18 protein-coding genes are annotated in these 23,811 nt (G+C 63.3%); 5 read left to right on the forward strand and 13 right to left on the reverse strand.

What is annotated here, in order from left to right:
• Positions 1 to 45: 45 nt before the first annotated feature.
• Genes AC1ROT_RS04585 through AC1ROT_RS04600 form a run of 4 tightly spaced genes read right to left on the reverse strand, consistent with a single transcriptional unit; the run spans position 46 to position 4,252 of the window.
• Positions 46 to 1,029 carry a membrane dipeptidase gene (locus AC1ROT_RS04585; RefSeq protein ID WP_492969814.1) on the reverse strand — a complete coding sequence of 328 codons (984 nt, stop codon included), beginning with the start codon at positions 1,027 to 1,029 and terminating at the stop codon, positions 46 to 48.
• A gap of 9 nt (positions 1,030 to 1,038) precedes the next feature.
• The gene (locus tag AC1ROT_RS04590) at positions 1,039 to 1,782 is read right to left on the reverse strand and encodes a hypothetical protein (protein ID WP_492997430.1); all 744 of its coding nucleotides are present in this window, start codon (positions 1,780 to 1,782) and stop codon (positions 1,039 to 1,041) included.
• The gene (locus AC1ROT_RS04595) at positions 1,779 to 3,521 is read right to left on the reverse strand and encodes a hypothetical protein (RefSeq protein WP_492997432.1); all 1,743 of its coding nucleotides are present in this window, start codon (positions 3,519 to 3,521) and stop codon (positions 1,779 to 1,781) included. Before AC1ROT_RS04595 ends, AC1ROT_RS04590 begins: the two co-directional genes overlap by 4 nt.
• The gene (locus AC1ROT_RS04600) at positions 3,518 to 4,252 is read right to left on the reverse strand and encodes an IclR family transcriptional regulator (RefSeq protein WP_492997434.1); all 735 of its coding nucleotides are present in this window, start codon (positions 4,250 to 4,252) and stop codon (positions 3,518 to 3,520) included. The genes AC1ROT_RS04595 and AC1ROT_RS04600 overlap by 4 nt, the downstream gene beginning before the upstream one ends.
• Positions 4,253 to 4,473: 221 nt before the next feature.
• Here AC1ROT_RS04600 and AC1ROT_RS04605 point away from each other — a divergent pair, with 221 nt between their 5' ends.
• Positions 4,474 to 5,253, forward strand: a complete 780-nt coding sequence (locus AC1ROT_RS04605) for an FkbM family methyltransferase (RefSeq protein WP_492997436.1) — start codon at positions 4,474 to 4,476, stop codon at positions 5,251 to 5,253.
• Positions 5,254 to 5,262: 9 nt separating this feature from the next.
• Here the strand turns inward: AC1ROT_RS04605 and AC1ROT_RS04610 are convergent, their stop codons facing one another.
• Positions 5,263 to 6,471, reverse strand: a complete 1,209-nt coding sequence (locus AC1ROT_RS04610; protein ID WP_492997438.1) for a glycosyltransferase family protein — start codon at positions 6,469 to 6,471, stop codon at positions 5,263 to 5,265.
• Positions 6,472 to 6,738: 267 nt separating this feature from the next.
• Here AC1ROT_RS04610 and AC1ROT_RS04615 point away from each other — a divergent pair, with 267 nt between their 5' ends.
• Genes AC1ROT_RS04615 through AC1ROT_RS04630 form a run of 4 tightly spaced genes read left to right on the forward strand, consistent with a single transcriptional unit; the run spans position 6,739 to position 11,492 of the window.
• Complete coding sequence (locus AC1ROT_RS04615; protein WP_492997439.1) at positions 6,739 to 7,911, forward strand: glycosyltransferase family 4 protein; 1,173 nt, start codon at positions 6,739 to 6,741, stop codon at positions 7,909 to 7,911.
• A 38-nt stretch (positions 7,912 to 7,949) separates the two neighbouring features.
• Positions 7,950 to 9,026: a GDP-mannose 4,6-dehydratase gene (gmd, locus tag AC1ROT_RS04620; RefSeq protein WP_492969807.1), complete on the forward strand. Its 1,077-nt coding sequence runs from the start codon at positions 7,950 to 7,952 to the stop codon at positions 9,024 to 9,026.
• Positions 9,019 to 9,990 (forward strand): GDP-L-fucose synthase, encoded by a 972-nt coding sequence (gene fcl / locus AC1ROT_RS04625; protein ID WP_492997441.1) that lies wholly within the window; start codon positions 9,019 to 9,021, stop codon positions 9,988 to 9,990. The genes gmd and fcl overlap by 8 nt, the downstream gene beginning before the upstream one ends.
• Positions 9,987 to 11,492, forward strand: coding sequence for a lipopolysaccharide biosynthesis protein (locus AC1ROT_RS04630; protein ID WP_492997443.1), 1,506 nt, complete (start codon positions 9,987 to 9,989; stop codon positions 11,490 to 11,492). Before fcl ends, AC1ROT_RS04630 begins: the two co-directional genes overlap by 4 nt.
• Before the next feature lie 22 nt (positions 11,493 to 11,514).
• Here AC1ROT_RS04630 and AC1ROT_RS04635 read toward each other — a convergent pair whose 3' ends face one another.
• The 8 genes from AC1ROT_RS04635 to AC1ROT_RS04670 form a co-directional block, all read right to left on the reverse strand.
• Positions 11,515 to 12,759: a glycosyl hydrolase family 28-related protein gene (locus AC1ROT_RS04635; protein ID WP_492997445.1), complete on the reverse strand. Its 1,245-nt coding sequence runs from the start codon at positions 12,757 to 12,759 to the stop codon at positions 11,515 to 11,517.
• A 2-nt stretch (positions 12,760 to 12,761) separates the two neighbouring features.
• Positions 12,762 to 14,132, reverse strand: a complete 1,371-nt coding sequence (locus tag AC1ROT_RS04640; RefSeq protein ID WP_492997447.1) for a hypothetical protein — start codon at positions 14,130 to 14,132, stop codon at positions 12,762 to 12,764.
• Positions 14,129 to 15,319, reverse strand: coding sequence for a glycosyltransferase (locus tag AC1ROT_RS04645; RefSeq protein WP_492997449.1), 1,191 nt, complete (start codon positions 15,317 to 15,319; stop codon positions 14,129 to 14,131). Before AC1ROT_RS04645 ends, AC1ROT_RS04640 begins: the two co-directional genes overlap by 4 nt.
• A 19-nt stretch (positions 15,320 to 15,338) precedes the next feature.
• Positions 15,339 to 16,898, reverse strand: a complete 1,560-nt coding sequence (locus AC1ROT_RS04650; RefSeq protein ID WP_492997451.1) for an undecaprenyl-phosphate glucose phosphotransferase — start codon at positions 16,896 to 16,898, stop codon at positions 15,339 to 15,341.
• Between the two features lie 103 nt (positions 16,899 to 17,001).
• Positions 17,002 to 19,461: a glycosyltransferase gene (locus AC1ROT_RS04655; protein ID WP_492997453.1), complete on the reverse strand. Its 2,460-nt coding sequence runs from the start codon at positions 19,459 to 19,461 to the stop codon at positions 17,002 to 17,004.
• 4 nt (positions 19,462 to 19,465) lie between these two features.
• Positions 19,466 to 21,763 carry a GumC family protein gene (locus tag AC1ROT_RS04660; RefSeq protein WP_492997454.1) on the reverse strand — a complete coding sequence of 766 codons (2,298 nt, stop codon included), beginning with the start codon at positions 21,761 to 21,763 and terminating at the stop codon, positions 19,466 to 19,468.
• Positions 21,763 to 22,422 (reverse strand): polysaccharide biosynthesis/export family protein, encoded by a 660-nt coding sequence (locus AC1ROT_RS04665; RefSeq protein WP_492969798.1) that lies wholly within the window; start codon positions 22,420 to 22,422, stop codon positions 21,763 to 21,765. The genes AC1ROT_RS04660 and AC1ROT_RS04665 overlap by 1 nt, the downstream gene beginning before the upstream one ends.
• 117 nt (positions 22,423 to 22,539) lie before the next feature.
• The gene (locus AC1ROT_RS04670) at positions 22,540 to 23,682 is read right to left on the reverse strand and encodes an outer membrane beta-barrel protein (protein ID WP_492997456.1); all 1,143 of its coding nucleotides are present in this window, start codon (positions 23,680 to 23,682) and stop codon (positions 22,540 to 22,542) included.
• Between the last annotated feature and the right edge of the window lie 129 nt (positions 23,683 to 23,811).

A 23,811-nucleotide genomic window follows, 5' to 3' on the forward strand; every position in this document is an offset into this window, starting at 1 on the left:
CTGCGTCCAGGCGTTCAGTGCACTGAAATACTCAGGTAATACTGCTCAGCCCAGCGAGGCGGCGTAGACGCGCTGCCAGTTGCCATGGGTGATCTTGGCGACTTCCTCGGGATTGAAGCCGCGACGCTGCAAGCCACCGGTGATCTCGCCGATATTCTGCACATCCCTGAACCAGTCGGCCGGCGGCGCCTTACCGGCATTGGTGGCCGAGCCGGCGCCATAATCGACGCCGCGGGTCCAGCGGCCGGCACGCATCCAGTCGAGATCCTTCTGGGTGGTGTTATGGCTGCGGTCGGTGCCAATGCCGACATGGTCGATGCCGGCGATATCAACCGTGCGGGCGACCATCTCGCACCAGTTGTCGACCGAGGCGCAGTAATGGGTGCCGGTGATGTTGCGATAGGTGGCGCAGCCGATGACGCCGCCGTTGTCACGCAGCGCTTTCAGAACATCGTCGGTCTTGTTGCGCTTGTGCGGATAAAGCGAGTCGGCATTGGCATGGCTGATCGCCACCGGCTTCTGCGAATGCTGCACGGCTTCCAGCGTGGTCTGGTTGCCGACATGCGACAGGTCGACCAGGATGCCGGTGCGGTTCATCTCGCGGATCACTTCCTTGCCGTAACGAGCCAGGCCGGAATCGCGGTCCTCGTAGCAACTGCCGCCGAGGTCGTTCTGGTTGTTGTAGGTGAGCTGCACGACGCGCACGCCCATATCGGCGAACAGTTCGACGAAGGCGATACGGCTCTCGAACAGCACGGCATTCTGGAAGCCAAGCAGGATGGCGAGCTTGCCCTCCTTCACCGCGCGATCCACATCGGCGGCGGTGCGCGCGATCATGATGATATCGGCGTTGGCGCGCTCCATGTTGCGCCAGCGCGCAATGGAGTCCATCGATTCGATGGCGTTTTCCCAGAAGCCGAGCGTGACGGTAACGCAGCGCACGGTGCCTTTCAGCAGGGATTCGAAGACCGCGCGGTCGAAATGGCCGCACTGCAGGCCATCGTAGATCATCGGGGCGTTGGTGGTCATGGCATGTCCTCAGGCGGCTGCAGTGGTATCGGCGGGTTTGGACAGAAGCGAGAAGTCAGTTTCGTCATCGTCGGTGCGGCCGATGATGCGGCCATTCTCGTCGACGATGATCGGACCGGCGTGACGGCGCGACACCACCGAATCCGGTGTCAGCGACTGGTTCGACAGATGGTAGATGTCTGACCACAGGGCGCGCGACACGGTGAAGCCACGACGCAGCATGCCGGTGAGGAAGACATCGATGTCGTTATCCGATACAGCGTCGGGTTCGCGGCGGTCGATCGCCGCGATCGAGACCGAGCCGCTTTCGCTGCCAGCCGTCACCGTCAGCTCCGTGTGATAGCGCAGCGCCAACGGCGCCAGGGCCTCGAGCAAGCAGGGTTCGCGCAGTTTATTGACCACGAGAACGCCTTTGTCGCGTTGCCGGCAGAGATCCACGGCCAGTTCCAGCAGCACCGGACCGACCGCCCAGGCATGCTCGCCATCGGCATCGGCCAGCAGGCAGCCGCTGTCACCCTGCGTGATCTTGAGGCGCGTCGGCGACATGCCGCGCAGGGCCTCGAAATGGCTGAACAGATGCTTCAGGCCCTGTTTGCCGATAGCTTCCGCGGCAATCACCAGTTCGCGCACTGCCGAGACGGTGCCGGATGGCAGGTCGGTCAGCAGCAGGATGCGTTCAACAATCAGGCGTGTCTCGCGCACCGACAGCAGGATGTCGCCGGGGCCGGCAGTCATGGTGGCATGGGCAGTCATACGACAGGCTCCGCGGGATAGATCCAGTCGGCATGGGCGCCGGCGCGCAGGTCCTCGGGCAACGGCGCGCCGTGGTAGATCACGCCGCGCAGGTTGCGATTGAGGAAGTCGCGCGTCTTGTCGATGCCGTGCAGACCGATGTTGAGCAGCCGCACCATCTGGATCGGGATGAACTCCTCGCCCATGATGTTCATATGCGGCGAGTGGTATTGCAGGCCGCGCAAGGTCTGCACCCGTGCCGTAATGCTGCGGAATTCCGGATGGCGCAGCAGGAACCAGGCCGTCGACAGATTGCCCGGCTGCTGACTCAGGGCCGCATCCAGCTTCTGCACCAGCCGCGGCAGGTCGAGGCCGAGATTGTAGGCCTGGTCAACCTCTTCATGCGGGCCGCGGCGCGGCTCCTCGGCGGTCGCCGACTTGTACCAGATATACCGTTGCGAGGCCTCGGTGCTCAGATCCATGGCGAAGCACCAGGCGTAGTCGCCATGCAGGATCTGGCGCAGCGTGTCGACGCTCATCTGCGGCTGTGTGGTCATCTCCTCGCTGACCACCAGGGTCTCGCAGAGCGCATCGGCGATCTCGGGCACCAGTTCGATCAGCAGGGAATGCAGGGTTTCCAGGGTTTCGGGCAGCGCGGTGGCTTCCACAGCATCGCAGATGGCGGCAAACGGGAAAGCCGGCACGACACCTGACACGGTGCCCGAGCGCATGAATTCCGCCACCAGCGCCAGGACATTACGCAGCTCGGCCGCCACCCGTTCGCTCGGCACCAGGGCGTCATAGACCATGCGGTCTTCCAGACGGAAGCGGACGGCACGTTCCAGCAGCGTCTGCAGCCGCTTCACTTCCGCCGCATCGGCGGCAACACGCAGCGACTTGCCATGCGCCAGAGCGGTCTCGCGCGCGGTGATGAAACGGTCGATCAGCTTGGGGTGGTTGTTGGCAAACAGGATCAGGCCAAGCGCCGAGCCGTTGCCGACACCAAGGAAGCGGCGGATTTCCGGAGCCAGTTCGATCGCCTTGTCCGACCGGTGACGCGCCAGCTGGGTCACCAGATCGGTGGCGAACTGGCGCATCATATAGGCGCTGAGCATCTGGGCAGCCAGCGGCTGGCGCAGGGCATGATCGTCTTCCAGCGCGCGGAAGGAACGCGTGCCGAAGGTGCCGTTGCCATCCAGCCCGGTGTTGCGCATCAGGTAGCAGACCTGCGCCAGCTTGGCGATTTCCGGCTGGCGACCAGCCGCCAGACTGTCGACCGTATGATCGAAGACACGCGAGGAGCGGTTCGAGCGGGCCCAGACCAGTGTGCGCTCGGTGGCACGGCCGGCATAAAGCTTGGGCAGCTCGGCCTGGGTGAAATCGACATCGGCCTGCGACATCGGCCCTTCGACCAGGGCGCCCATCATGTCCCAGTTGCGACCGATGATGCGGCCGGTGCGGCCCTGCGGATTGAACTCATTGGAAAAGACCGGGAAATCGAAAACGCCGCTCGGCGCCTCGATGCGGTAGAGCGCACGGCCCTTGGCGCGCTCGTCAATCTCGAAGCTGAGCTTCTGGATATTCCAGCGCTCGCGCGCGGCACGGGCGACAAAGGCGCGTGAAACGCTGATCCGGCTTGGCTGGAATGCCGCCAGCGCTTCTGGGCGCATCAAGTGTTCGGGCGCGCGCAGCGCCACCTGCGGCGCTTGGCTCAGCGGGTTCTCTAGCGCGGGGCTGATCTTGCGACTGGTGGCGCTCATGAACTCTGGCCTCGCAGCAGTTGGGTGATCTGGTCGGCGGCCGCTATCAGGCGCGCACGGCTCTTCTCGGCCTGGAAACGCTGCTGCGGACCGACCAGCGACAGCGCGGCCAGAATACGGCCACTGGCCTCGAACACCGGCGCAGCCGAAGCCATGATGCCTTCCATGCGGTCGCCCGAGACGGCGAAGCGTTCGCGCCGCACCTGTTCCAGCATGGCGGTCGACGGCACGGTGATGCCGCCATCGACCCAGCGCTGCAGCTTTTCCGCCGGCACGAATGCGGCCAGCACGCGGCCAGAGGCCGAGTTGTCCAGCGACAGGCGGGCGCCGACTTTCAGTTCGGCCCGCAGCACGCCCTGGGATTCCACACGCTGCACAATGCGGGCTTCGGGTCCGTCCAGCACCGCCAGCGAGGCGGTTTCAGCGGTGTCGTCCACCAGTTTCTGCAGGATCGGCACGGTGCGGTCGCCCAGATTGGCCTGCTCCAGTGCGGCATTGGCGAGCCGGGCGGCATGCATGGTGAGGCGGAAGCTGCCGTCCTCGATCTGCTCGACCCAACCGGCCTCGATCAGGGTGACCAGGCGCTGGTAGACGGTGCCGCGTTCGCCGCCGATGGCCCGGGTCAGTTCGACCAGCCGCACGCTCTTGCGCGCATCGGCCAAGGCGTCGAGCACGGCCAAGGTCTTCAGGACAGAAGTGAGGGGCCTGACGCCCCGTTGCGGCTCGCTCATGTCTTCTATATGAATACGTTGTATGTTATTTATATACTCCCTCCGGACTCGGCTCCCGGTCAAGCGGATTCTTTCGTCTCGCTAAATCAGCGAGCCGCTATCCCCTGCGCCTAGCACCTTGGATGTCCGCAGCCGGGGACCACCGAATGGTCACTTCCGATCCGCCGCGGTGCACGCGATGCTGGGCGCTCTCCTCCCATTCACAACAGACCGGGACCGTAATGCTTCGACCGCTGAAATCCTGGATCCGCAACACCTCGCGCAGCCTCGGCTACGACATCGTGCCGCTACGCGAGATGAAAGACCGCGACTTCGCTATCCATCTCGGACAGCTGTTCCGCTTTCTCGAGATCGACTGCGTGATCGATGTCGGCGCCAATACCGGCCAGTATCACGACTTCCTGCGCGACAAGGTCGGCTTTGGCGGTCTGATCGTCTCCGTCGAACCGGTGCGCCACAACATCGAAATCCTGGAGCGCCGCCGCGCCTCCGACAGTCGCTGGCATATTCTGGGCCATGCCCTCGGCCGCGCGGAGTCAACCCTGCCGATCCATGTGATGAAGTCGGATCAGTTCAGTTCCTTCCTGACGCCCGACAACAGCGCCGTGCCGGACTTCAACGGCCTGAACGAGGCGGCGCATACAGAAACCGTGGCGGTGCACCGGCTGGATGACGTGCTGCCGGCACTGCAGCAGCACTACGGTTTCCGCAATGTCTACCTGAAACTGGATACTCAGGGCTTCGACCTTGAAGTGCTGGCGGGCGCGCAGGCCAGCCTGCCCGGCATCAAGGCGCTGCAGACCGAGGCCTCGATCATCGGAATCTATGAAGGTATGCCCGATTACGTGGAAACCATCCGCGTGCTGAACCAACGAGGCTTCGACATTTCCGGGCTCTATCCGATCAGCCGCGATCCCGGCATGCGCCTGATCGAGTTTGATTGCGTGATGATCAATCGCACCATCGCCACGGGCAACGGGGCCGCCCGGCGCGCAGCCTGACCTGCGCCGCTACTGTGCGGCGTCCAGCACCGGCTGCCCCACGGCTGGCGTCGCCGTCGGGTCGATCATATGCAGCAGTTCGGCTGTGTCCTCGCCGCCAACAAAGCGGCTGTTGGGCTGGCTGAGCAACCGCTCCCGCGTGGCATCGTAATCTGTCTGCGTCAGGGTGATAAAAAAGCGCACCAGTGCGTCTTCATAAGGCGCATCGAAGGTCCAGCCCAGGCCGCGCTCCTGCACCATCGCGCCGACCTCGAATCCGTTGGCGGCCAGACAGGGCACGCCAAAATAGCCGGCCTCGTAATAACGGCAGGGCAGCAGCCAGCGTGAATTATGCTCGGTATTCTCCAGGTCGATGGCCCAGGCGAAATCCAGTTCGCGATAAATTTCGGGTAGGTCGCGCGGGCTAACATACGAGCCCTCATAGACCAGGTTATCCAGCCGGGCCAGCGCCGCCGCAAAGCTCTGACGATCCACCGTGGTCAGCACGCCGTGGAACTTGAACAGCACCAGGCCCTGCAGGCGCTCGGCCAAGCGCACGATCAGGTCGAAAGTCTCCTGACCGCGGATCAGGCCACAATAGCCGACCACCCAGCGATAGGCCCCGCGTGGTGCCGGTGCCGCATCCGAGGCAGGCCGCGATGCGGCCAGGGATTGCGGGAAATGCGCCGGTAGCTTGTTTTCCATCAGGAACCAGCGGCGACGGTAGCCCTGGATCGGCGCGAAGTAATTGCGCAGAAACCCGGGCGAAGACAGGACAAGGAGATCGGCGCGGCGCAGGCCGAACCGCTCGATAGCCCGCAGCAATCGCGCCTTCCAGCCAGCTCCGACAAAGGCTGGCTGCACATCCAGCACTTCGTAGACGATTCGAGTGTCCCGTCGCGCCAGCAGGCGGGCGATCAGCGCCAGCAGCAACTGGTCGATATTGCGGGCATAGAAAAATCCAGCCTCACGCAAAGCGCGCCGCTGGCTGAACAGCCGCGGAACGGCCTTCAGCAGCGCCAGTGCGCGCTGGCCGTAACGACGGTCATGGGTACGGCCGAGCAGGATGCAGGGCCAGCTGGGATGGAAGTCGGCGTTGTAGTGATCGCGGCGGAAACCGAACATCAGCAGGTGATAGCCGTGACTGAGAAAAGACTCGGCACGCTTGATCGTGGTGGCGTCACTGACATCGGGCGCGAAGAACACAGCGGTCTTCTTCTGCCGGACGGGACTGTGCATCTCTCGCTCCTGGGTTACGGCCGCAAGCGCATGGCCTACGGATTCGGCGCGTTTCCAATGGCAACTTAAGGTCCGATGGCTGTCGGCCGTTGTGATTAATCTGTGCCTGAAAACCTTCGCCACAAAATCGCCTAAAGCCGCGCAGGGCCTGTATTTTCAGCATGTGCGCCATGCATTTGCGGTCACAGTCTAATCACTGGCGATCCGACGCGTGCTGGGTTTCCATGAGACTTGTTCCACCCAGTCCAAGACAGGATCACCGTGACCATGATTGCCGCTCCGGCACGACAGGCCAGCCCGTCCCATGCCAGCCTCACAGACCTGCCCAAGCGCTTCGACCGCGTGGCGCTGAGCAGTGTGTTCGGCAATCCGCTCGATCGCCGAACCTGGTCGGGCGCGCCCTATAATGTGGGCCGCGACCTGCAGGAACTGGGCATCGCGGTGGAAGGCATCGATTCCGGCAGCAGCAAGGGCGAACGGGCCATGCTGGCGCTACGCTATATGCTGAAGGGCTATGGCCTGCCACGCACCAGCGAAGCCGCCCTGCGTATGCCAGCCGCCCGCCGTCAGGCTGCCGCCAGACTGGCCGAGATCGCGCGCCGCCGCCATATCCGTCATGTGCTGCATTTCGGCACGCTGGATCTGCCGCCGGCCGACCTGTCCGATGGCGTGAAGCATTACCTCTATTGCGACCATGACTGGGCGCTGTCGCTGCGCCACCGCACCGACCTGACCGGTTACAGCAAACGCGCGCTCGACCTGTTCGAACAGCAGGAGGGCGAGGCGCTGGGCTCGGTGGAGCATGTCTTCACCTTCGGCACTTATGTGCGCGACCACATCATCCAGCATTACGGCCTACCGCCGGATCGCGTCACCGCCGTCGGTTCCGGCATGGGCCAGATCGAGCCCTATGAGCAGCCCAAGGATTTCAGCCGGCCGAATCTGCTATTCGTCGCCAAGCATATCTTTGCCGCCAAGGGCGGCCATCTGCTGGTCGACGCATTCAGGCTGGCCCATCGCCAGCGGCCCGACCTGACGCTATCCATCGTCGGCGACGAACGCAGCCGCAAGCATGTGCCCGAACATCCCGGCATCCATTTCCATGCGCATCTGCCCTGGCGCGAACTGCAGCGGCTGTATCGCATGTCGACCCTGCTGGTGCAGCCGATGCTGAACGATCCCTGGGGCCAGGTGTATTTGGAAGCGATGCTGTCGCGCACCCCGGTGATCGGCCTGCAGCGCAACGGCCTGCCCGAGATTCTGGAAAATGGCCAGCATGGCTTCCTGGTCGAGCGGGCCGATCCGGAAGTCCTCGCCGCCACCATTCTCGATGCGCTGAGCGACCATGACCGCCTGGCGCATATGGCCTGGAGCGGCCAGCAGCATGTTCTGAACTCCTACTCCTGGAATGCCGTGGCGCAACGCATCGCCCTGGTCTGACCCGAAACAAAACCTCCCCAAACGCAAAGGAACCCACCATGGCCGACAAGGTAGCATTGATCACCGGAGCCACCGGGCAGGATGGCGCCTATCTGGCGGAACTTCTGCTGGAGAAGGGCTATGTCGTGCACGGCATCAAGCGCCGCTCCTCTTCGATCAATACCCGGCGCGTCGACCATCTGTATCGCGACCGGCACGAAGAAGACGTGCGCTATTTCCTGCATTACGGCGACATGACCGATACGTCGAACCTGATCCGTCTGATCCAGGAGACTCAGCCGGACGAAATCTACAACCTGGCCGCCCAGAGCCATGTGCAGGTCAGCTTCGAGACGCCGGAATATACCGCCAATACCGATGCTCTCGGCACGCTGCGCCTACTGGAGGCGATCCGTATCCTGAAAATGGAAGACCGAGCCCGCTTCTATCAGGCTTCCACCTCTGAACTCTTCGGCAAGGTGCAGGAAATCCCCCAGCGGGAAACCACGCCCTTCTATCCGCGCAGTCCCTATGCCGTGGCCAAGCTGTATGCCTACTGGATCACCGTGAATTACCGCGAGGCATATAACATGCACGCCTCGAATGGCATCCTGTTCAACCACGAAAGCCCGATCCGCGGCGAGACCTTCGTCACCCGCAAGATCACCCGCGCCGTGGCCGCCATCGAGCATGGCCTGCAGAAATGCCTCTACCTGGGCAACATCGATGCCAAGCGCGACTGGGGCCATGCCCGCGATTATGTCGAAGGTATGTGGATGATCATGCAGCAGGACAAGCCCGACGATTACGTCCTGGCCACCGGCGAGGTGCACAGTGTGCGCGAATTCGTCGAACTAGCTTTCCGTCACATCAATCGCCCGATCGAATGGGATGGCAAGGGCGCCGATGAAAAAGGCTTTTGCAGCAAGTCAGGCGATATCCTGGTTGCCGTCGATCCGGAATATTACCGCCCGACCGAGGTAGAGTTCCTGCTTGGCAGTCCGGACAAGGCCTGGCGCCAGGTCGGCTGGCAGCATCGCACCAGCTTCGAGCAACTGGTGACCGAGATGGTGGATGCCGATCGCGCCAACCTGAAGCAGAACCACAACGATCACAGCGTGTACAGCCATGCCTGAGCAACGCCCAGTCTACTCCCTTGCGGGCAAGCGCGTCTGGGTCGCCGGCCATCGCGGGCTGGTTGGCTCGGCGCTGGTGCGGCGGCTGCAAAGCGAGGATTGTCAGATTCTCACCGCACCGCGCCAGCAACTGGATTTGCGCAGCCCGGAGCAGGTGCAGTTCTGGCTGCGCGAGACCCAGCCGCAGGCTGTGATCGTGGCGGCTGCGAAAGTCGGCGGCATTCATGCCAATGACACGCGACCGGCGGAATTCCTCTACGACAACCTGATGATCGAAGCCAATATCGTGGAGGCCGCCCGCCAGCATCATGTCGAAAAACTGGCTTTCCTTGGCTCCAGCTGCATCTATCCGAAGATGGCCCCGCAGCCGATCCCGGAAACCGCGTTGCTTACCGGACCGCTGGAACCCACCAACGAATGGTATGCCATCGCCAAGATCGCCGGCATCAAACTGTGCCAAGCTTATCGCCGCCAGTATGGCTGCGATTTCATTTCGATCATGCCGACCAACCTCTATGGCCCAGGTGACAATTTCGATGTGATGCAGGGCCATGTCATTCCAGCCCTGATGGCAAAAATCCACCATGCCAAGGAGTCCGGTCAGGACGCCGTGAAGGTGTGGGGTACCGGACGGGCGCTGCGGGAATTCCTGTTCGTGGACGATGCTGCCGACGGCATCGTGCATGCGCTGAAATTTCACTCTGGCGAAGACATCCTCAATCTCGGCACCGGTGGTGAAATCTCGATCCGCGACCTCGCCGGACTGATGTGCCGGGTCATCGGCTTCCGCGGCCGGCTGGATTTCGACACCAGCAAACCGGATGGCACGCCGCGCAAGGTGGTGGATACCGGTCGCCTGCGTGCGCTCGGCTGGCAGGCCGAAACCCGGCTGGAAGACGGACTGCAGCGCACCTACCGCTGGTTTCTCGAACACCAGTTGTCAGACCTGCGGGCCAGCGCTTGAGCGACACGACGGATCCGCTGGCAACCGGACATCTGCAGGACGATCTGCGCCGCCGCACCCTCCGCGGCGGCGCAATCGCCTTCGGCAGCCAGGCACTCCGGGTTATTATCCAGTTCGGCTCCACCATCGTCCTGGCCCGCCTGCTGCCACCGCATGCCTTCGGCCTGATCGCCATGATCGCGGCGCTGACCGTGCTGCTCGATCTGGTCAAGGAGCTGGGCCTCTCCGCTGCGACCATCCAGCGGCCCGATATTACGCAGAACCAGATTTCCACCCTGTTCTGGATCAACACGGCCGTCGGCTGCGCGATCGCCGGCCTGCTGCTGGTGTCGGCACCGGCGATCGCGCGCTTCTACGGCGAGCCGGAACTGACCGCCGTGACGCAATGGCTGGCGGCCGGCTTTGCCGTCAGCGGCCTCACCATCCAGCATTGGGCCTTGCTGCGCCGGCAGATGCGCTTTGGCGCCATCGCGCTGCTGGAAACCGGCGCTGAACTCATCGCCATGATCCTGGCCGTCGTGATGGCCCTGCGCGGTGACGGCTACTGGGCCCTGGTCGCGCAGCGCCTGGCCGTACCGGCTATCGCTTTTGTCGGCAGCTGGCTGCTCTGCCCCTGGCGTCCCGGACTACCGCGCCGCGATGCGGGCCTGGGCAGCCTGATCGGCTTCGGCGCATCCGTGACCGGCTACAACCTGGCGACGGCCGCCGCGCGCAGCCTGGACCAGATGCTGATCGGCTGGCTCTGGGGGCCGGCGACCCTGGGCCTGTATGAACGTGCCGCCAAGTTGGTGCTGGTGCCGGTCAATAACATCAACGCGCCGCTCTATGCCGTGGCCATGCCGGCCTTGAGCCGCCTTGACGCGCGCCCAGAACGTTACCGCAGCGCTTTCCTGCTGATGTTCGAGAAATTCGCCATGATCACCATGCCGCCGGCAGCCCTGGCCTTCGTCTGCGCCGACTGGGTGGTGGACATGCTGTTCGGACCACAATGGACGGCGGCCACGCCTTTCGTGGCGTCTTTCTCCTTCGCCGCCATTTCGCTGCCCACCATGCTGGCCGTCGGCCTGCTCTATCAGAGCCAGAACCGGCCACGCGAATTGCTGCGTGCCGCCCTGGCGGACTCCGTGCTGGTCGGCATTGCCATTGTGGCTGGCCTGCCCTTCGGTGCGATCGGCATTGCTGTGGGCTATGCCGCCGGCGGCCTGTGCCTGCGCCTGCCGGCCGCCTTCTGGCTGGCCAGCCGCCGGGGCCCGGTCGGCCTTGCCGACCTGTGGAGCGCGGCAACGCCGTCGCTGGCGGTATCGGCCGCTGTGGCAGGTGGCATCTGGGGCCTGCGTCACCTGCCTGCGGTGATGGCGCTGACACCGATACAGGCGCTCGCCGTTATGACGGTTACCGGCGGCGCGATAGCCCTCGCGGTCTTTGCCCTTATTCCGCGCAGCCGCCGGGCACTGGAGCGTCTCTGGCTGCTGCCGCGCCAGCTCATCAACCGGACAGCCTGATTAAACTGAACGCAGAGAAGCTTCAGACTCCGACCGGGGCACCATCCGCATCGTGCTGTGGATTGCCGTTCTTGATGCGCAGCCGGCCCTGGCGATCGACCCAGAGCGCATAATCCCCGAGCCGCGCCAGATTGCGGCTCTGCCAGTCTGACCCCAGACGCAGGCCACCCCGGCCGCCACCGATCTCTACGGCCTCGAAGCCATCCCTGTATTCGATCGCACCACTGCTGCCGATCACACTAGCCTGGCCCTTGGCGCTGCCGCCCAGGCGCGCCAGCCCGGCCCTGTCAGCCTTGGCATCGCCGCTGCCGCTGCAGCCGACCATGGCAAGCTGCCCGGTCAGATAGGCGTCCAGAAGATGGGTCTGCTTGAACATCGAGTACGCCGTGCAGCCAACCAGCGTGGCGAATCCCTGCAGCTTGATGCCGGGACCACCCTTGGAGAAATCCGGCGCGCCTTCATGATTGTTTTCGAAGCCGCAGCTAGACAGCAGCGTGCAGCCATTTTCTGCCACCAGGCCATGACGCTTGTTGAGCAGGAAATAGCTGCCATGGAAGCTGATATCGTAGCAGCCGTCGCGAAGCGCCGCGCCATTGTCGCCATTCTCGCCGAACACGCCGCCCACGACACGCACGGCCGACAGGATGCCCCCGGCCTTATCGTGATGGAAACTGGCGCCGTTGCCACGATTGTTGCGGAAGAAGCAGTTGGCGATCTGGCCTTCAAAGACATTGCCGAACAGATGGGCGCCGTCGCGGCCGCAATTCTGCACGACCAGGTCACGCAGGCAGAAGTTATAGAGGAAATGCGCGTTGCCGCGGCAGATCAGGCGGATGCCGTCGCCATCCTGTCCGCTGCCGTGGATATCCAGGCCCTGGATCAGCAGGAAGCGGAAGGTTGAGCGGCTGACGACGTCCAGAACGGGACTGCCATCGGTGATGGCCGATATCAGCCGTGCACCCGGCGCAAAGATGCCAGACTGCCGCGTGATGTTGACCGTCGGCGCAATACGCAGACTGCGGGTGATGCGGTATTGCCCGGGCGGAATGGTCAGCAGACCGCCATCCGGCCGGGCGAAGGTGGCATCCAATGCCGCCTGGAGGGCATTCGTATCATCAGCCTTGCCATCACCACGGATACCAAAAGCGGCAGCGGAAAGAGCCGCGGCAGGCGATGAGGGCTCCTGGGCTGCCGCATGGGCGTCGATGCCCAAGGCGGCCCCGACGGCCAGACCGCCGCCCAGAGCAAGCAGGTCGCGACGCTGCATACTCATTCCTGCAGCAGGGGGGCGGATGGAGCGTGCGCACGCAGATGGCGGCGCAGTTGTGGCATAGCCGGCATTACCGGCTGCCAGCCGGCGACGGGCGCGGCGATACGCTGGTGTACCACCGACAGGGCGGCGGCCAGCAGCAGCACGACCCAGGTCTTCGGGCTGACATAGGCACCCGAAGCCTGGCCGAAGACCAGCCAAACCGCCAAGCAGAACAGGACGCTCGATGCGCCCAATGTCCGCAACCAGAAAGACAGGCCAACCAGGATGATGCTGCCCCAGACCAGGCCGAGATAGATCCAGTGCAGCCAGAAATAATTGGTCAGCACTTCGGAGATCTTGTTGATTTTCCAGCCGGCCGAGAATTGCGAAGACTGCACGAAGACATTGATCACCAGGTCGGCGATATAATTCTCGCCGGTCAGTCCTGCACCGGCCCAGGGATGCTGCTGCATCACTTCGATGGCGACCAGAGCCGGACCGATCACGCGGTAGAAGAAGCTGGGATCGTTGCCGGCACTGATATTGCTGAATCGCTCGGCATAAACGGTGGTGCCCAGAACAGTAAAGATAACAGCGACAATCACACCGGCTGCGAAGATCGCAAGCCGATAGCTGTGGCCGAGCCGCCCGATTGGCGGCGTGGCCGGAAGGACGCAGAAGTAATAGGGCACGATCAGCAGCAGGGCGAGCAGCAGGGTTGGCCCCGGCATCACCAGAAGTCCAAGTCCGAGCAGAACAAGGTAGATCATCAGCTTGCGAGGATGCTGCGAAACCACAAACCAGGAGAATATGAACAGCGTATACCCGAACGTCACCGCCGAAGGCTCGGAGGTGAACAGTTTGGGCCGCACCTTGCCATACAGAATCTCGTCACGTTTATCGGCGTCGTAGATGCCGGAATCGTAGATTGCGTTGCGTACCGCGTCGCTGATGCTGCTCAGTCCGGCATAGCTTTCCAGCAGACTGCCGATCAGGATAAACATAGTAAAGCCGAGGAAGAGGGTTGCTAGCTGATTCCGACTGGCCTGCAACAGGGTGAGAAACATCGCATAGGCAATGATCAGCGAGTAGCTCAACTGAATCAGACCCGTGAAACGCTTGCCCAGATAATCCAGATTGGCGGCCGAGAGGCTGGCACAGAGATAAAGCAGCACAATACCGAGCAGGCCGGCGAGATGCCGGGGCTGTATGTCGTTCCGACGACGCCAAAGCAATACGACACCGACCACACCCGATGGCGCTGCGGGAAACGGCACCGTAGGCGTCACCTGGATCGAAACCCCGAGATAGATACCGATGAAGAAGACCACCATCAGCGCCATGTCGGTGCCGTTCAGTTTCGGCTCGGCGATCAGCTGCAACTTCATGGCGTTGCCATGGCGGCCAACAGGCTCTGCCCGCGGCTGGCCCAGTGAAAATGGTCGCGGCAGACGTCATAGGCGCGATCCTGCAGTCCGTTGAGACGGTCGCAGTCATCAATCACCTGCAACACGCCGCGCGCCAGTTTCTCGTAATCGGCATAAAGAAGGATACTGTCGTCGTGACGCAGGGGCACGCCCGCCACAGAACCGTCCAGAGCCAAGATCGGCATGCGATTGAAGATATAGTCCAGCACCTTCAGCTTAAAACCGCCGCCATGGCGTTCGGCCACCAGGGCAATGCGGGCCTGACGCATGAATTCCGGTATGCCATCGACCGGCCCGGTGAACTGGGTGGCCACGGCTTTTTTGCGCATATGATCGAGGAAAGACGCCTCCGCGCTGCCCACCACCTGCAGCTCGGCGCTCTGCGCGGCAAAGAGCGGATCGGCGACGGCGACAAACTGTTCCAGATTCATCCGCTTGGCAATCCAGTCAAAGCTGCCGACGATGATGGCGCGGCGCGGCAGGGCTGCCGTGATCCTGCGGCTGCTCTCGGCATGATCGCCGCCATAACCCGGCGTCAGCACTTCGATGCGGCACCCCGGGCGATACGTCTGATAGCGCTCGGCGTCTTCTGGCGTGATGGCTGTGACTAGGTCGACGGCGTCGACCATAGCATTTTCCAGCCATGCAGCCTTCAGGGCATCATAATGCAGCACCTGGCGCTTGAGAAAATTCTCATGGCCGCTGGCGATCTCGCGCCGCAGGCTGGCCTCGTGATTATGCGACACATAGACCAGCCGTGGACGATTGCTGCCCCGCGGCAGGCGCCGCAGCACCGGACCGAGCGCCCAGCCGGCCGAGATACCGTCGAAAACGATGGCATCCCAGCGTTCCTGTTCAAGTCGTTGCTCCAACAGACGCTGCAGCGCCGGGGTGCGACTGCGGTCGGCGATATGGGGCAACGTCGAGGCCAGGCTGACCAGATTCGAGCGCGGCCGGTGCTCGCTGAGCCACCAGTGAACCTCGCCGTCGCGACCCGGGGGGCGCGACGGCGAGTCGGGTCTGGTCAGGCCAAGCACATGCATGTCTGCGCCGCCGGCCACCATCGCATCGATCAGTCCACCGGAATAGATGAACTGGCCGTTATGGCGCGGGTCGGGGTCGGCAAGCGTGAGCCAGAGGCAGCGCATCAGGGGTTTCGCCTACTGATCAAAATGCATTCCGTCCGGTGAACCCGCCGAAAATCGTGCGGGCTATAATCTGAACGTCCAGCAGCAGCGACCAGTTCTGTATGTAATAAATATCGTGCTCGACGCGTTTCTGGATCTGCTCGACGGTTTCGGTCTCGCCACGCCACCCGTTTACCTGGGCCCATCCGGTGATTCCCGGCTTGACCCGATGGCGCCAGTGATAGTTTTCCACCGCGTCGTGGTAGAGCACGCCGCCAGCCTTGCACAGCAGGGCATGAGGCCGCGGACCCACGACCGACATCTCGCCACGCAGCACGTTGATGAACTGCGGCAGCTCATCCATGCTGGTGCGGCGCAGGAAAGCCCCCACGCGGGTGACGCGCGGGTCGTTACGCTTAGTCAGCGTCTCGGCATTCGGGTCACGGGCATGGTGATACATGGTGCGGAATTTAAGCACCTCGATCAGCTGGTTGTTCCGGCCATAGCGCTTCTGCTTGAACATCACCGGTCCCGGCGAATCGAGCCGGATGGCCAAGGCGATCACAGCCAGAACCGGCGAGATCAGCAACAGGATGGCGGCGGCGAATAGCCGGTCTTCCAGCATCTTCGCCACACCGTTCCAGTCGCGATAGGGCCGCCGGTCGACCATCAGAAGCGGCACATCGCCGATGCGGTCGGCCACGCCCTCGCCCAGCCGCAGGCCATAAGGATCGGGACAGAGGCAGATATCAACGGCCACACAGCGCAGCTTGGCCAGGATGCCATCCAGCTGGCCCTGAGCCGCATAGGGCAACGCCACAATCACGGCATCCACACGCTGGCGGCGCACATCCTCCACCAGGTCGTCGCAGTTGCCGCGCACGCTATGGCCACGCCAGCCGCTGGGGCGGTCGCCGGCCCGCTCGTCATAGAGGCCAACCACCACCGCATCCGCATCGGCACGATCGCGGAAATGCCGCAGCAGCGTCTGGGCATCCGGCCCGGCGCCGAGAATGGCGACCCGGCGGCGCAGACGCCCATTCTGACGCCAGTGATCGATGCGCAGGGTCAAGCCGACCCGAGCCACCGAAGGTAGAAACAGGCCAATGGTGAACCACAGGCCCAGCCAACTCCAGTTTTGCAGCAGATCCGCACCGCTGACGGCCATGGCCAGCGCCATGGCCACGCCGGTGGCACACCAGGCCATCAGCATGCGCAGCAGATGCACATGGCCGTGGCGCAGACGGCCGATGTCATAGGCGCCGGCCAGATGCAGCGCATTGACGGCAACCAAGGCGCCGAACATCGACATCGCCACATAGTAGGAAGCCGACATCGGCAGGTCGGGCGCTGCCAGCAGCAGCGCCACCAGCCCTGAGGCCAGGGCAACGATGGCATCGAAGCCACGCAGAATACCGCTGACGATTTCGAGCGAAACCGGCGGCGTCACGCCTTTTTCGATATGACGCAGATGCGCAACCGGCTCGGCCGGCCGGCCGCGGTGGCGAATCTCGGGCCGCATCGGCGCATAGGCAACAGCCGACTGCACGGCAGCAGAAGAACGAGATGAGCGAGAGCCTGGGAGGACGTCGAGTGACATGCTAGCAGCTCCAATTCTGGGGACCTCTGATATGGCATGCGACCTGTGCAGGCGCTTGTGACCATGCCGGGGTTGCTGCGGCGCAATATCGCCGCCGCCGTGCCTAGGATTGACGCAGACTACCGAAGACCTGATCGGCGAAGGCTTCTGGCGTACGGCCGGCAATGAAAGCCGCCGATGCAACTGGATCGCGAAAGCGCTGCGGATCGATCTCCACCATCCGTGCGATCGCCTTCGCCAGTTGCCGCGGATCTGTCACATCGGCAACCAGACCGAGACGATTGTCCCGCACGAGGCGGCCAAGCAGGCCGTAATCCTGGGTCAGCAACGGCTTGCCGGCGCGCGCCGCCCACAACAGCACGCCGCTGGAGCCAACAAACCGCTGATACGGCGCCAGTACCACACCAGCCTGTTGCACCAGGGCAGCGATCTCGGCACTGGCGAGCCGGCGGTTCTCGATATGCATCCACAGCGCTGGCTGATCTTTCGCCAGACGCTGCCGCCGCAGGGTGACCTCGCGCAGGATGTCGGGTGCCACCTGCCCGGCCACCACTACGGCAATCTGCGCCGCCGTTTCGGGCCGCAGCAGATGCAGGGCATCGACCAGCTGCAGGACGCCCTTGCGTTCGGTCAGCATCCCGAACAGCAGCAGCATGATGCGGCCTGGCGGCAGGGCCACGGGTAGTCCCGCATCATTGGCCGGTGGTGGCGGAAAGGCCGGATCCGGTACGGCACTGACCTTGTCGCCGCGGTCATAGCGCTGCACGGCATATTCAGGGAAGAACGGATCCAGCGTCAGCACCGCGCCGACGGCTGGATTGCACAACATCAGGCGATAGAGCAGATCCTTGCGCAGGTCGCGCAGCTTTTCCTTCCAGTCGGGCTTGTAAGGGCCGATGGCATGGTAATGCACCGAGGGCCGGAACAGGATGCCGCCCAGCACCGCCTTGCCTGCCCCAAGCCCGCAGGCCAACGGCAGGGTCAGATGGTCGAGCGCAAGGAAATGGCCGATGCCCGCACCGGTGCGACGCAGGTAGCGCCGCATCACCCACCAGCGGGCAAAGCCACTGACCACCAGAATGCGGTGCGTGCAGTATTTCTGCTCGGAGGGCGTCAGTGCGAGCAACCGCACACGGCCGCGCAGGGCTGCCGGCAAGGCCACATCCAGAGCCACCTGCAATTCCGGCGCCACCGCAAGCCAGATGCGATCAACAGCGGTCTGGCGGTCGACGCAGGCCAGAAGATGGCCGAGCCATTCCTCCGCATGGCCATGCGGGTCCGGTTCGAAGACCAGAATATCCTGCCGTCGCGCCTGTGGCTGGCCTTCGCGGCACAACATCGTGAGCGTCGCATCCACGCGGTCGATCAGCCGGTCCCGGGCATGATGCCGCTCGACATGGCGGCGGCCCTGCTCAGCCATCTGATTGCGCAAGGTCTCATCGTCCAGCAGCCGCAAGGCGGCAGCAGCCAAGGCCGGTGCATCGTTTGGCGGCACGCAGAGAAACGCTCCGGTTTCAGCCTGCAGATTCCACAAAGCGCCGCCGGGCAGAGCCGTGGTAACAAAACTGCGTCCTGCCGCCATGATGCTGTAGATTTTCGACGGAACCGCGAAATTGGCCCCATCGGGCTTCTGCGGCACCAGATGGGCATCGCCGGCGGCCAGGCCTTCGGCCAGCCGCTCGCGCGGCAGCAGTCCCTCCATCTGCAGATTGTTCAGGCCGCGGCTGGCGATTTCGGTCGCCAGTCCGGCAGCCTCGCCACCGGCACCGCGCAGCAGGATACGCACCTCAGGCCGCAGATTCTGCAGTTCGGCCGCCAGGGCGATGATCTGCTCCAACCCCTGCTTGCGTCCGAAATTGCCGCTGTAGAGCAAGGTCGGCGGCCGTCCCGGCGGCGCCGGACGTGGCGTGATGGCTGCGATATCGACCCAGATTGGCAACAGCTCGATCGGAGCCGATACACCGATGGCGCGCAACTCCGCCGCCATCTCCTCGGACAGGACAAATATCGTATCGAGCCGGTTGAGGGTGATCCGTTCACACAGCCGCATCAGACGGATCAGCAGGCCGGACTTCACCATGCCAAGCCCGCGGGCCAGGCCGGACTGGATATCATGCACCAGGGCGACATGGCGCCCGCCGCGTCGTGTCGCAAACACCCCCAATAGCACGCAGAAGATCGAGGGGCAGAGCGAGATCACCAGCTCATGGCGGACGATCCGCTGGGTCAGCAAGGCCCGGAGTCCGGCCAGCAGGAACATCAGCTCACTGGCAATCCGCATCATGGCCGAGCGTCGCTTCGGCAACCAGCTATGCAGACGCTCGACTGTTACGCCGTTTGCAAGGCCATGACGGGGCGCAGCATGGTTGAACGCTGCGAAATCCGCCGGGTCCGGGTAATGCGGCAGGCCGGTCAGGACGGTGACATTGCGTCCGTGTCGCACCAGACCTTCAGCCAGATCGACGCAATAGGGCGCCGAGCCGATGACCTCGGGCGCATAATTCTGGGTAACGAAGAGCACGGATTCGCGCAAAACCGCATCGCGGTCGTCGATCCTAGCCATGCGATCAGTTCCATTCGGCGGGTTTGGCCAAGACTGCACGGTCGTATCCGTAGCTCATCTGGCCATAGCCGTAATTACGATAGCCCTTCGGATCGACGCGGGTCATCACCAGACCGGCGATGTCAGCCTGCACTTCGAGCAGATCCTTCAAGGCTTCCATCACGGCGTCGCGCTTGGTATCGCCCCAGCGCACCAGGAAGGCCACCTTCTCGACCATACGCGACAATGTGAGCACCTCCGCGCCAACCAGGACCGGGGCGCTGTCGAGCAGAATCATGTCGTAGCGCGGGGCCAGCGCCTGCAGGATCAGTCGCATGCGATCGGATGTCAGATGTCGCATCGCCTGCGGCGTGAAGACTCCGGCCGGAATGATGTCAACTCCCGACAGGGTATCGGTATAGATGCATTGATCTATGGTCTCGGGTTCATCGCAAAGCAGTTCGGCCAGGCCGTTACGGTTCTGGCACTGGAACAGCTTGTGCAGGCGTGGATTGCGCCAGTCGCAGTCGATCAGCAACACGCGCCGGCCATGGCTGGCCAGCAGACGCCCGAGCGAGCCGACCAGAACCGACTTGCCCTCCCCCGGCACGGCCGAGCCGAACAGCACGGTCTTCGGAGACTGGGCCGCTTCGGAAAGCTCAAGGCCGATATGCAATTTGCGCAGCGCTTCGCTGTATGGCGAAACCGGTTTGCGCAGGACATGAGCCAGTGGCGTCATGCCACCGCGCAGAACCGGCACCAGGGAGAGCACCGGCAGACCGGTGAGCGTCTCCAGTTGGTCGGCGCGACGGAAGGTGCGATCCGCGCTGTCGCGCAGCAGCGCCACAACGATACCCAGCAGGATGCCGCCAACCGCGCCCAGGAAGACCAGCAGGGTCTTCGGCGGGAAGCTCGGCTTGCTGGGCGGAGCCGCCGAAGAAATCAGCTTGGCATTCGGCTTCTGCAACTGGTCCTGTCCGATGGTCTCCTTCGAGCGGCTCATCATCTGTTCCAGCAGGTTGCGATTGACCGTCGCCTCGCGCTCCAGCGCATCCAGCCGGATCGACTTGTCATTCACATTGCCGGTCTGGTTCTGCAGACGGTCGAAATTCTGCCGCAGCGCTTCATAACGCGCGGCGGCGGTGCGCGCCTCGTGGCGCAGGCTTTCGATGGTGCGGCCAACCTCGGCATTCACCTTGTTGCGGATATCATTCACCTCGGCCCGCGCCGCCAGCACGCGCGGATGCTGAGGACCAAAGCTGCCGGACAGTTCGGCCAGGCGCCGGTCGGCTTCGGCCTGCTGGGTCTTCAGAGACTGGATCAGCGGGGAGCGCAGCACTTCGGGCACGCTCTGGTTATCCACCCCGGTGCGACGCAGGGTTTGCGCTTCGCCCAGACGGGAATCGGCTTCGGCCTTGGCGGTCTGCGCGGTGATCAGCTGGGTGTTCAGTTCGGTCAGCTGCTGGGCATTGATGCCTGCACTAGTGCCTCGATACAGGTTATTCTGTCGGCGATAGGTTTCCACCGCCTGATCGGATTTCTCCACCTGGTCGCGCAAGACGGCGATGCGGTCAGAGAGGAATTTCTCAACCTCGGCACTCGCCTCCATCTTGTCGCTGCGCTGCCGCGCCAGATAGGCATCGGCAAAGCCGTTGGCGAGGCCAGCCGCCATATCCGGGGTCAGGGCACGAGCCTGGATATTGAGAACATGCGAGCGGCCAAGGGTCGTCGTCTCGATCTTGGCCAAAACGGTGTCGATCACCGCATTCATTTCGCGCTCGGCCTTGACCTGCGGCGGCAGATCTTCGGCCGGTGTCGGATTACCCAAACCGGGAATATAGGCTCGTGCGGTTTCGGGGAGGTAGCGCAGCGGATTGAGATAGCCTGTCCAGCCCGATTCGGGACGCAGCGCCGGATTGAATTCCGGATTCTGCGCAAGCTTCAGCCTGTCCACGACCTGTTGTGCCACTTCGCGCGACTGCACGATATAGGCCTCGTTCTGGATGCGCTCGGCGTCGGGGCTGATATCGGCAATGATCGCTTCGATATTCAGGGCGCGGGTGGCCGGCACACCGACCAGCACGCGCGTATCGGCCACATAGTGGGCCGGAATCTGCCTGGCGACCAGCAGGGCGATAACCGCGCAGACAAGTGTGCACAGCGCGATCAGACCGCGATTGCGCCACAGCTTGCGCAGCGTTTCGATGAAATCGCCGCCGTCCTGCGGCGCCGGCGCGTAGATCGGCGGCGCCGCATAAACCGGCGCCATCGGCGCGGCAGGCTGCAGGCGGGTGGCGGGATTATAGCGATCGGGCAAAGCCATCAGAAATACCGCTCTCGGACAGTGATGATGTCACCGGGCAGAATCTGGGTATCGGCGTTTGCATCGAGCTTGGACTTGCCGCCCCCCTCTGCCGGGCGCGTGACATAAAACGAGCTTTCGCGGGCGCGATAGGTGAAACCGCCAGCCAACGCGATGGCATTGAGAACGGTCATGCCGCTGACAAAGGGATAACTGCCAGGGGTGCGGACCTCGCCAACGATATAGAAGGGTCGGTAAGTGAGCACTTCGACGCTGACGCTCGGATTTTTCAGGTAGTCAGGAGAAAGCTTCGAGACCAGCTCGCGCTCCAGGTCGGAGGCGCTCATGCCGCCAGCCTTCACCTGCCCGATCAGCGGGAAAGACAGCTGGCCGCCGCCGTCAACGGCGTATTCGCCCGTCAACTCCTGCTGACCGAAGACGGTGATGCGCACACGGTCGCCCGAACCGAGACGATAGCCATCAGTAGCCGGCAGGGGGCCGGGACCGCGCGACGCGGTTTGCGCATCGGGCTGCATCTGCCGCACCGGCTGGGCAGCCGTTTGCTGGCTCTGCGCCATGGCTGGCAAGGCAACAAGAATGAAACCAAGCGCCACGACCGCAAGGGCAGGCGCAGGCGAGACAGACGAACGAATGGCTGTGATGCCAGAGACGGTCCACATGGCCGGGCACCTCTGCTGGTGGCGGGATCAGACATGGCCGCCTGAGGGCAACCATTCACATCACGCTAGCAACAAAGGCCCCGCACCGGTGTGACCAAACGGGGTTTTATCCAGGGCTCAAAGATGACTGCTGAGCCGCAGCATCACCACATTTTCGTCGAAATCACTACCGGCCACATTGGACTCGCGGGTACGGTAGGTATAGCCGCCCGACAGCGAGAAATTGCGGTTGATGAGATACTTGGCACCAACGCCGGCCAGATAATAATCATCGTCACGGGTGATACGTTCGAAGCTGTCATTCTGATAGCCCAGCGAGGCATTGAGGATCAGGTTGCGGAGCAACTCGTGATCGGCCCGCACTTCGCCCCGGGTCTGGAAATAGCCGGGCGAGTTCGCAAGTGTGGTTTCCTGGATGTCGCGGTCGAGCGTACCGGTGATGGTGGTCAGGCGCGTCACGTTCCAGGTGAGTTTGATTCCGCTGGCCCAACCGTCGATCGATCCGAGCCGGGCATCGCGGTATTCCTGGCGGCGATAGCCGGCATAGGCATCGAGGAAGATCAGGCCGGTCAGATCGTATTGCGTACCGGCACCGATCAGGTAGCCATCGGAGTCACGGTTAAAACCGCCAGTCAGGCGCTCATATTCGCGGGTGTTGTAAGTGCTGAGCAGATAGACCTTGCGCAATGGTGCGATCTCGTAACCGGCCTTCAGGCCTGCTTCATACTGATCGCGATCGCGACCGCTCTGGTCCAGCACGGCGCCGGCAGCATTGCGCACATTGTCATAGCGATAGCGCTCGGCCTTGCCGTCGGCACGCAGCGAGAAGCGGTTGAACTCCTTCTCGGCGCCGGCATTGCCGCCATAGACAGAATATTCGGTCGGTTCGGTACCGCCCTGATTGTCCGGTGAAGAACGCGGTTCATGGCGCACCTGATAGCCCGCACCGGCGAACAGGCGGAAATCGCGTAGCACATCGATGCGGCCATCGGTCGAAAGCGTATAGTCGGTGTAATCCTCGTCGTTGTTATCGGCATACCGCACGACACGGGAATCGGCATGCAGGTTCAGCGCATGATTGTTCCAGTTCGAGCGCAGGTCGAGCGTCGGCTCGATGCTGGTGATGAAGTCGCTCTTCTCGTTCGTCGCCGTGGCGAAGATATTGCTGTTGTAGCTTTCCTGCAGCGCCAGATCGGGGAACAGCATAAAGCCGCCCAGCCGCACACCGACCGGATCGTAGTCCGGCCGCGGCCGATTCATGACTGTTTCACCGCGCTGTGGCTCGGCCGGGCTTTGCACATCCTGCGATGCGCGTACCGGCTGCTGGGCGATAGCTGATGCCGGCATCACTCCGACAACAAAAGCATAGAGCGTCAGCGCGCTGACCGA

This window comes from Ferrovibrio sp. GW821-FHT12E11 (assembly GCF_058806975.1).

Excerpts from the sequence above, each read along its gene's own strand:
- AC1ROT_RS04585 (WP_492969814.1), bottom strand. The coding sequence starts at position 1,029 with ATGACCACCAACGCCCCGATGATCTACGATGGCCTGCAGTGCGGCCAT.
- AC1ROT_RS04590 (WP_492997430.1), bottom strand. The coding sequence starts at position 1,782 with ATGACTGCCCATGCCACCATGACTGCCGGCCCCGGCGACATCCTGCTG.
- AC1ROT_RS04595 (WP_492997432.1), bottom strand. The coding sequence starts at position 3,521 with ATGAGCGCCACCAGTCGCAAGATCAGCCCCGCGCTAGAGAACCCGCTG.
- AC1ROT_RS04600 (WP_492997434.1), bottom strand. The coding sequence starts at position 4,252 with ATGAGCGAGCCGCAACGGGGCGTCAGGCCCCTCACTTCTGTCCTGAAG.
- AC1ROT_RS04605 (WP_492997436.1), top strand. The coding sequence starts at position 4,474 with ATGCTTCGACCGCTGAAATCCTGGATCCGCAACACCTCGCGCAGCCTC.
- AC1ROT_RS04610 (WP_492997438.1), bottom strand. The coding sequence starts at position 6,471 with ATGCACAGTCCCGTCCGGCAGAAGAAGACCGCTGTGTTCTTCGCGCCC.
- AC1ROT_RS04615 (WP_492997439.1), top strand. The coding sequence starts at position 6,739 with ATGATTGCCGCTCCGGCACGACAGGCCAGCCCGTCCCATGCCAGCCTC.
- gmd (WP_492969807.1), top strand. The coding sequence starts at position 7,950 with ATGGCCGACAAGGTAGCATTGATCACCGGAGCCACCGGGCAGGATGGC.
- fcl (WP_492997441.1), top strand. The coding sequence starts at position 9,019 with ATGCCTGAGCAACGCCCAGTCTACTCCCTTGCGGGCAAGCGCGTCTGG.
- AC1ROT_RS04635 (WP_492997445.1), bottom strand. The coding sequence starts at position 12,759 with ATGCAGCGTCGCGACCTGCTTGCTCTGGGCGGCGGTCTGGCCGTCGGG.
- AC1ROT_RS04640 (WP_492997447.1), bottom strand. The coding sequence starts at position 14,132 with ATGAAGTTGCAGCTGATCGCCGAGCCGAAACTGAACGGCACCGACATG.
- AC1ROT_RS04645 (WP_492997449.1), bottom strand. The coding sequence starts at position 15,319 with ATGCGCTGCCTCTGGCTCACGCTTGCCGACCCCGACCCGCGCCATAAC.
- AC1ROT_RS04650 (WP_492997451.1), bottom strand. The coding sequence starts at position 16,898 with ATGTCACTCGACGTCCTCCCAGGCTCTCGCTCATCTCGTTCTTCTGCT.
- AC1ROT_RS04655 (WP_492997453.1), bottom strand. The coding sequence starts at position 19,461 with ATGGCTAGGATCGACGACCGCGATGCGGTTTTGCGCGAATCCGTGCTC.
- AC1ROT_RS04660 (WP_492997454.1), bottom strand. The coding sequence starts at position 21,763 with ATGGCTTTGCCCGATCGCTATAATCCCGCCACCCGCCTGCAGCCTGCC.
- AC1ROT_RS04665 (WP_492969798.1), bottom strand. The coding sequence starts at position 22,422 with ATGTGGACCGTCTCTGGCATCACAGCCATTCGTTCGTCTGTCTCGCCT.
- AC1ROT_RS04670 (WP_492997456.1), bottom strand. The coding sequence starts at position 23,682 with ATGAATCGGCCGCGGCCGGACTACGATCCGGTCGGTGTGCGGCTGGGC.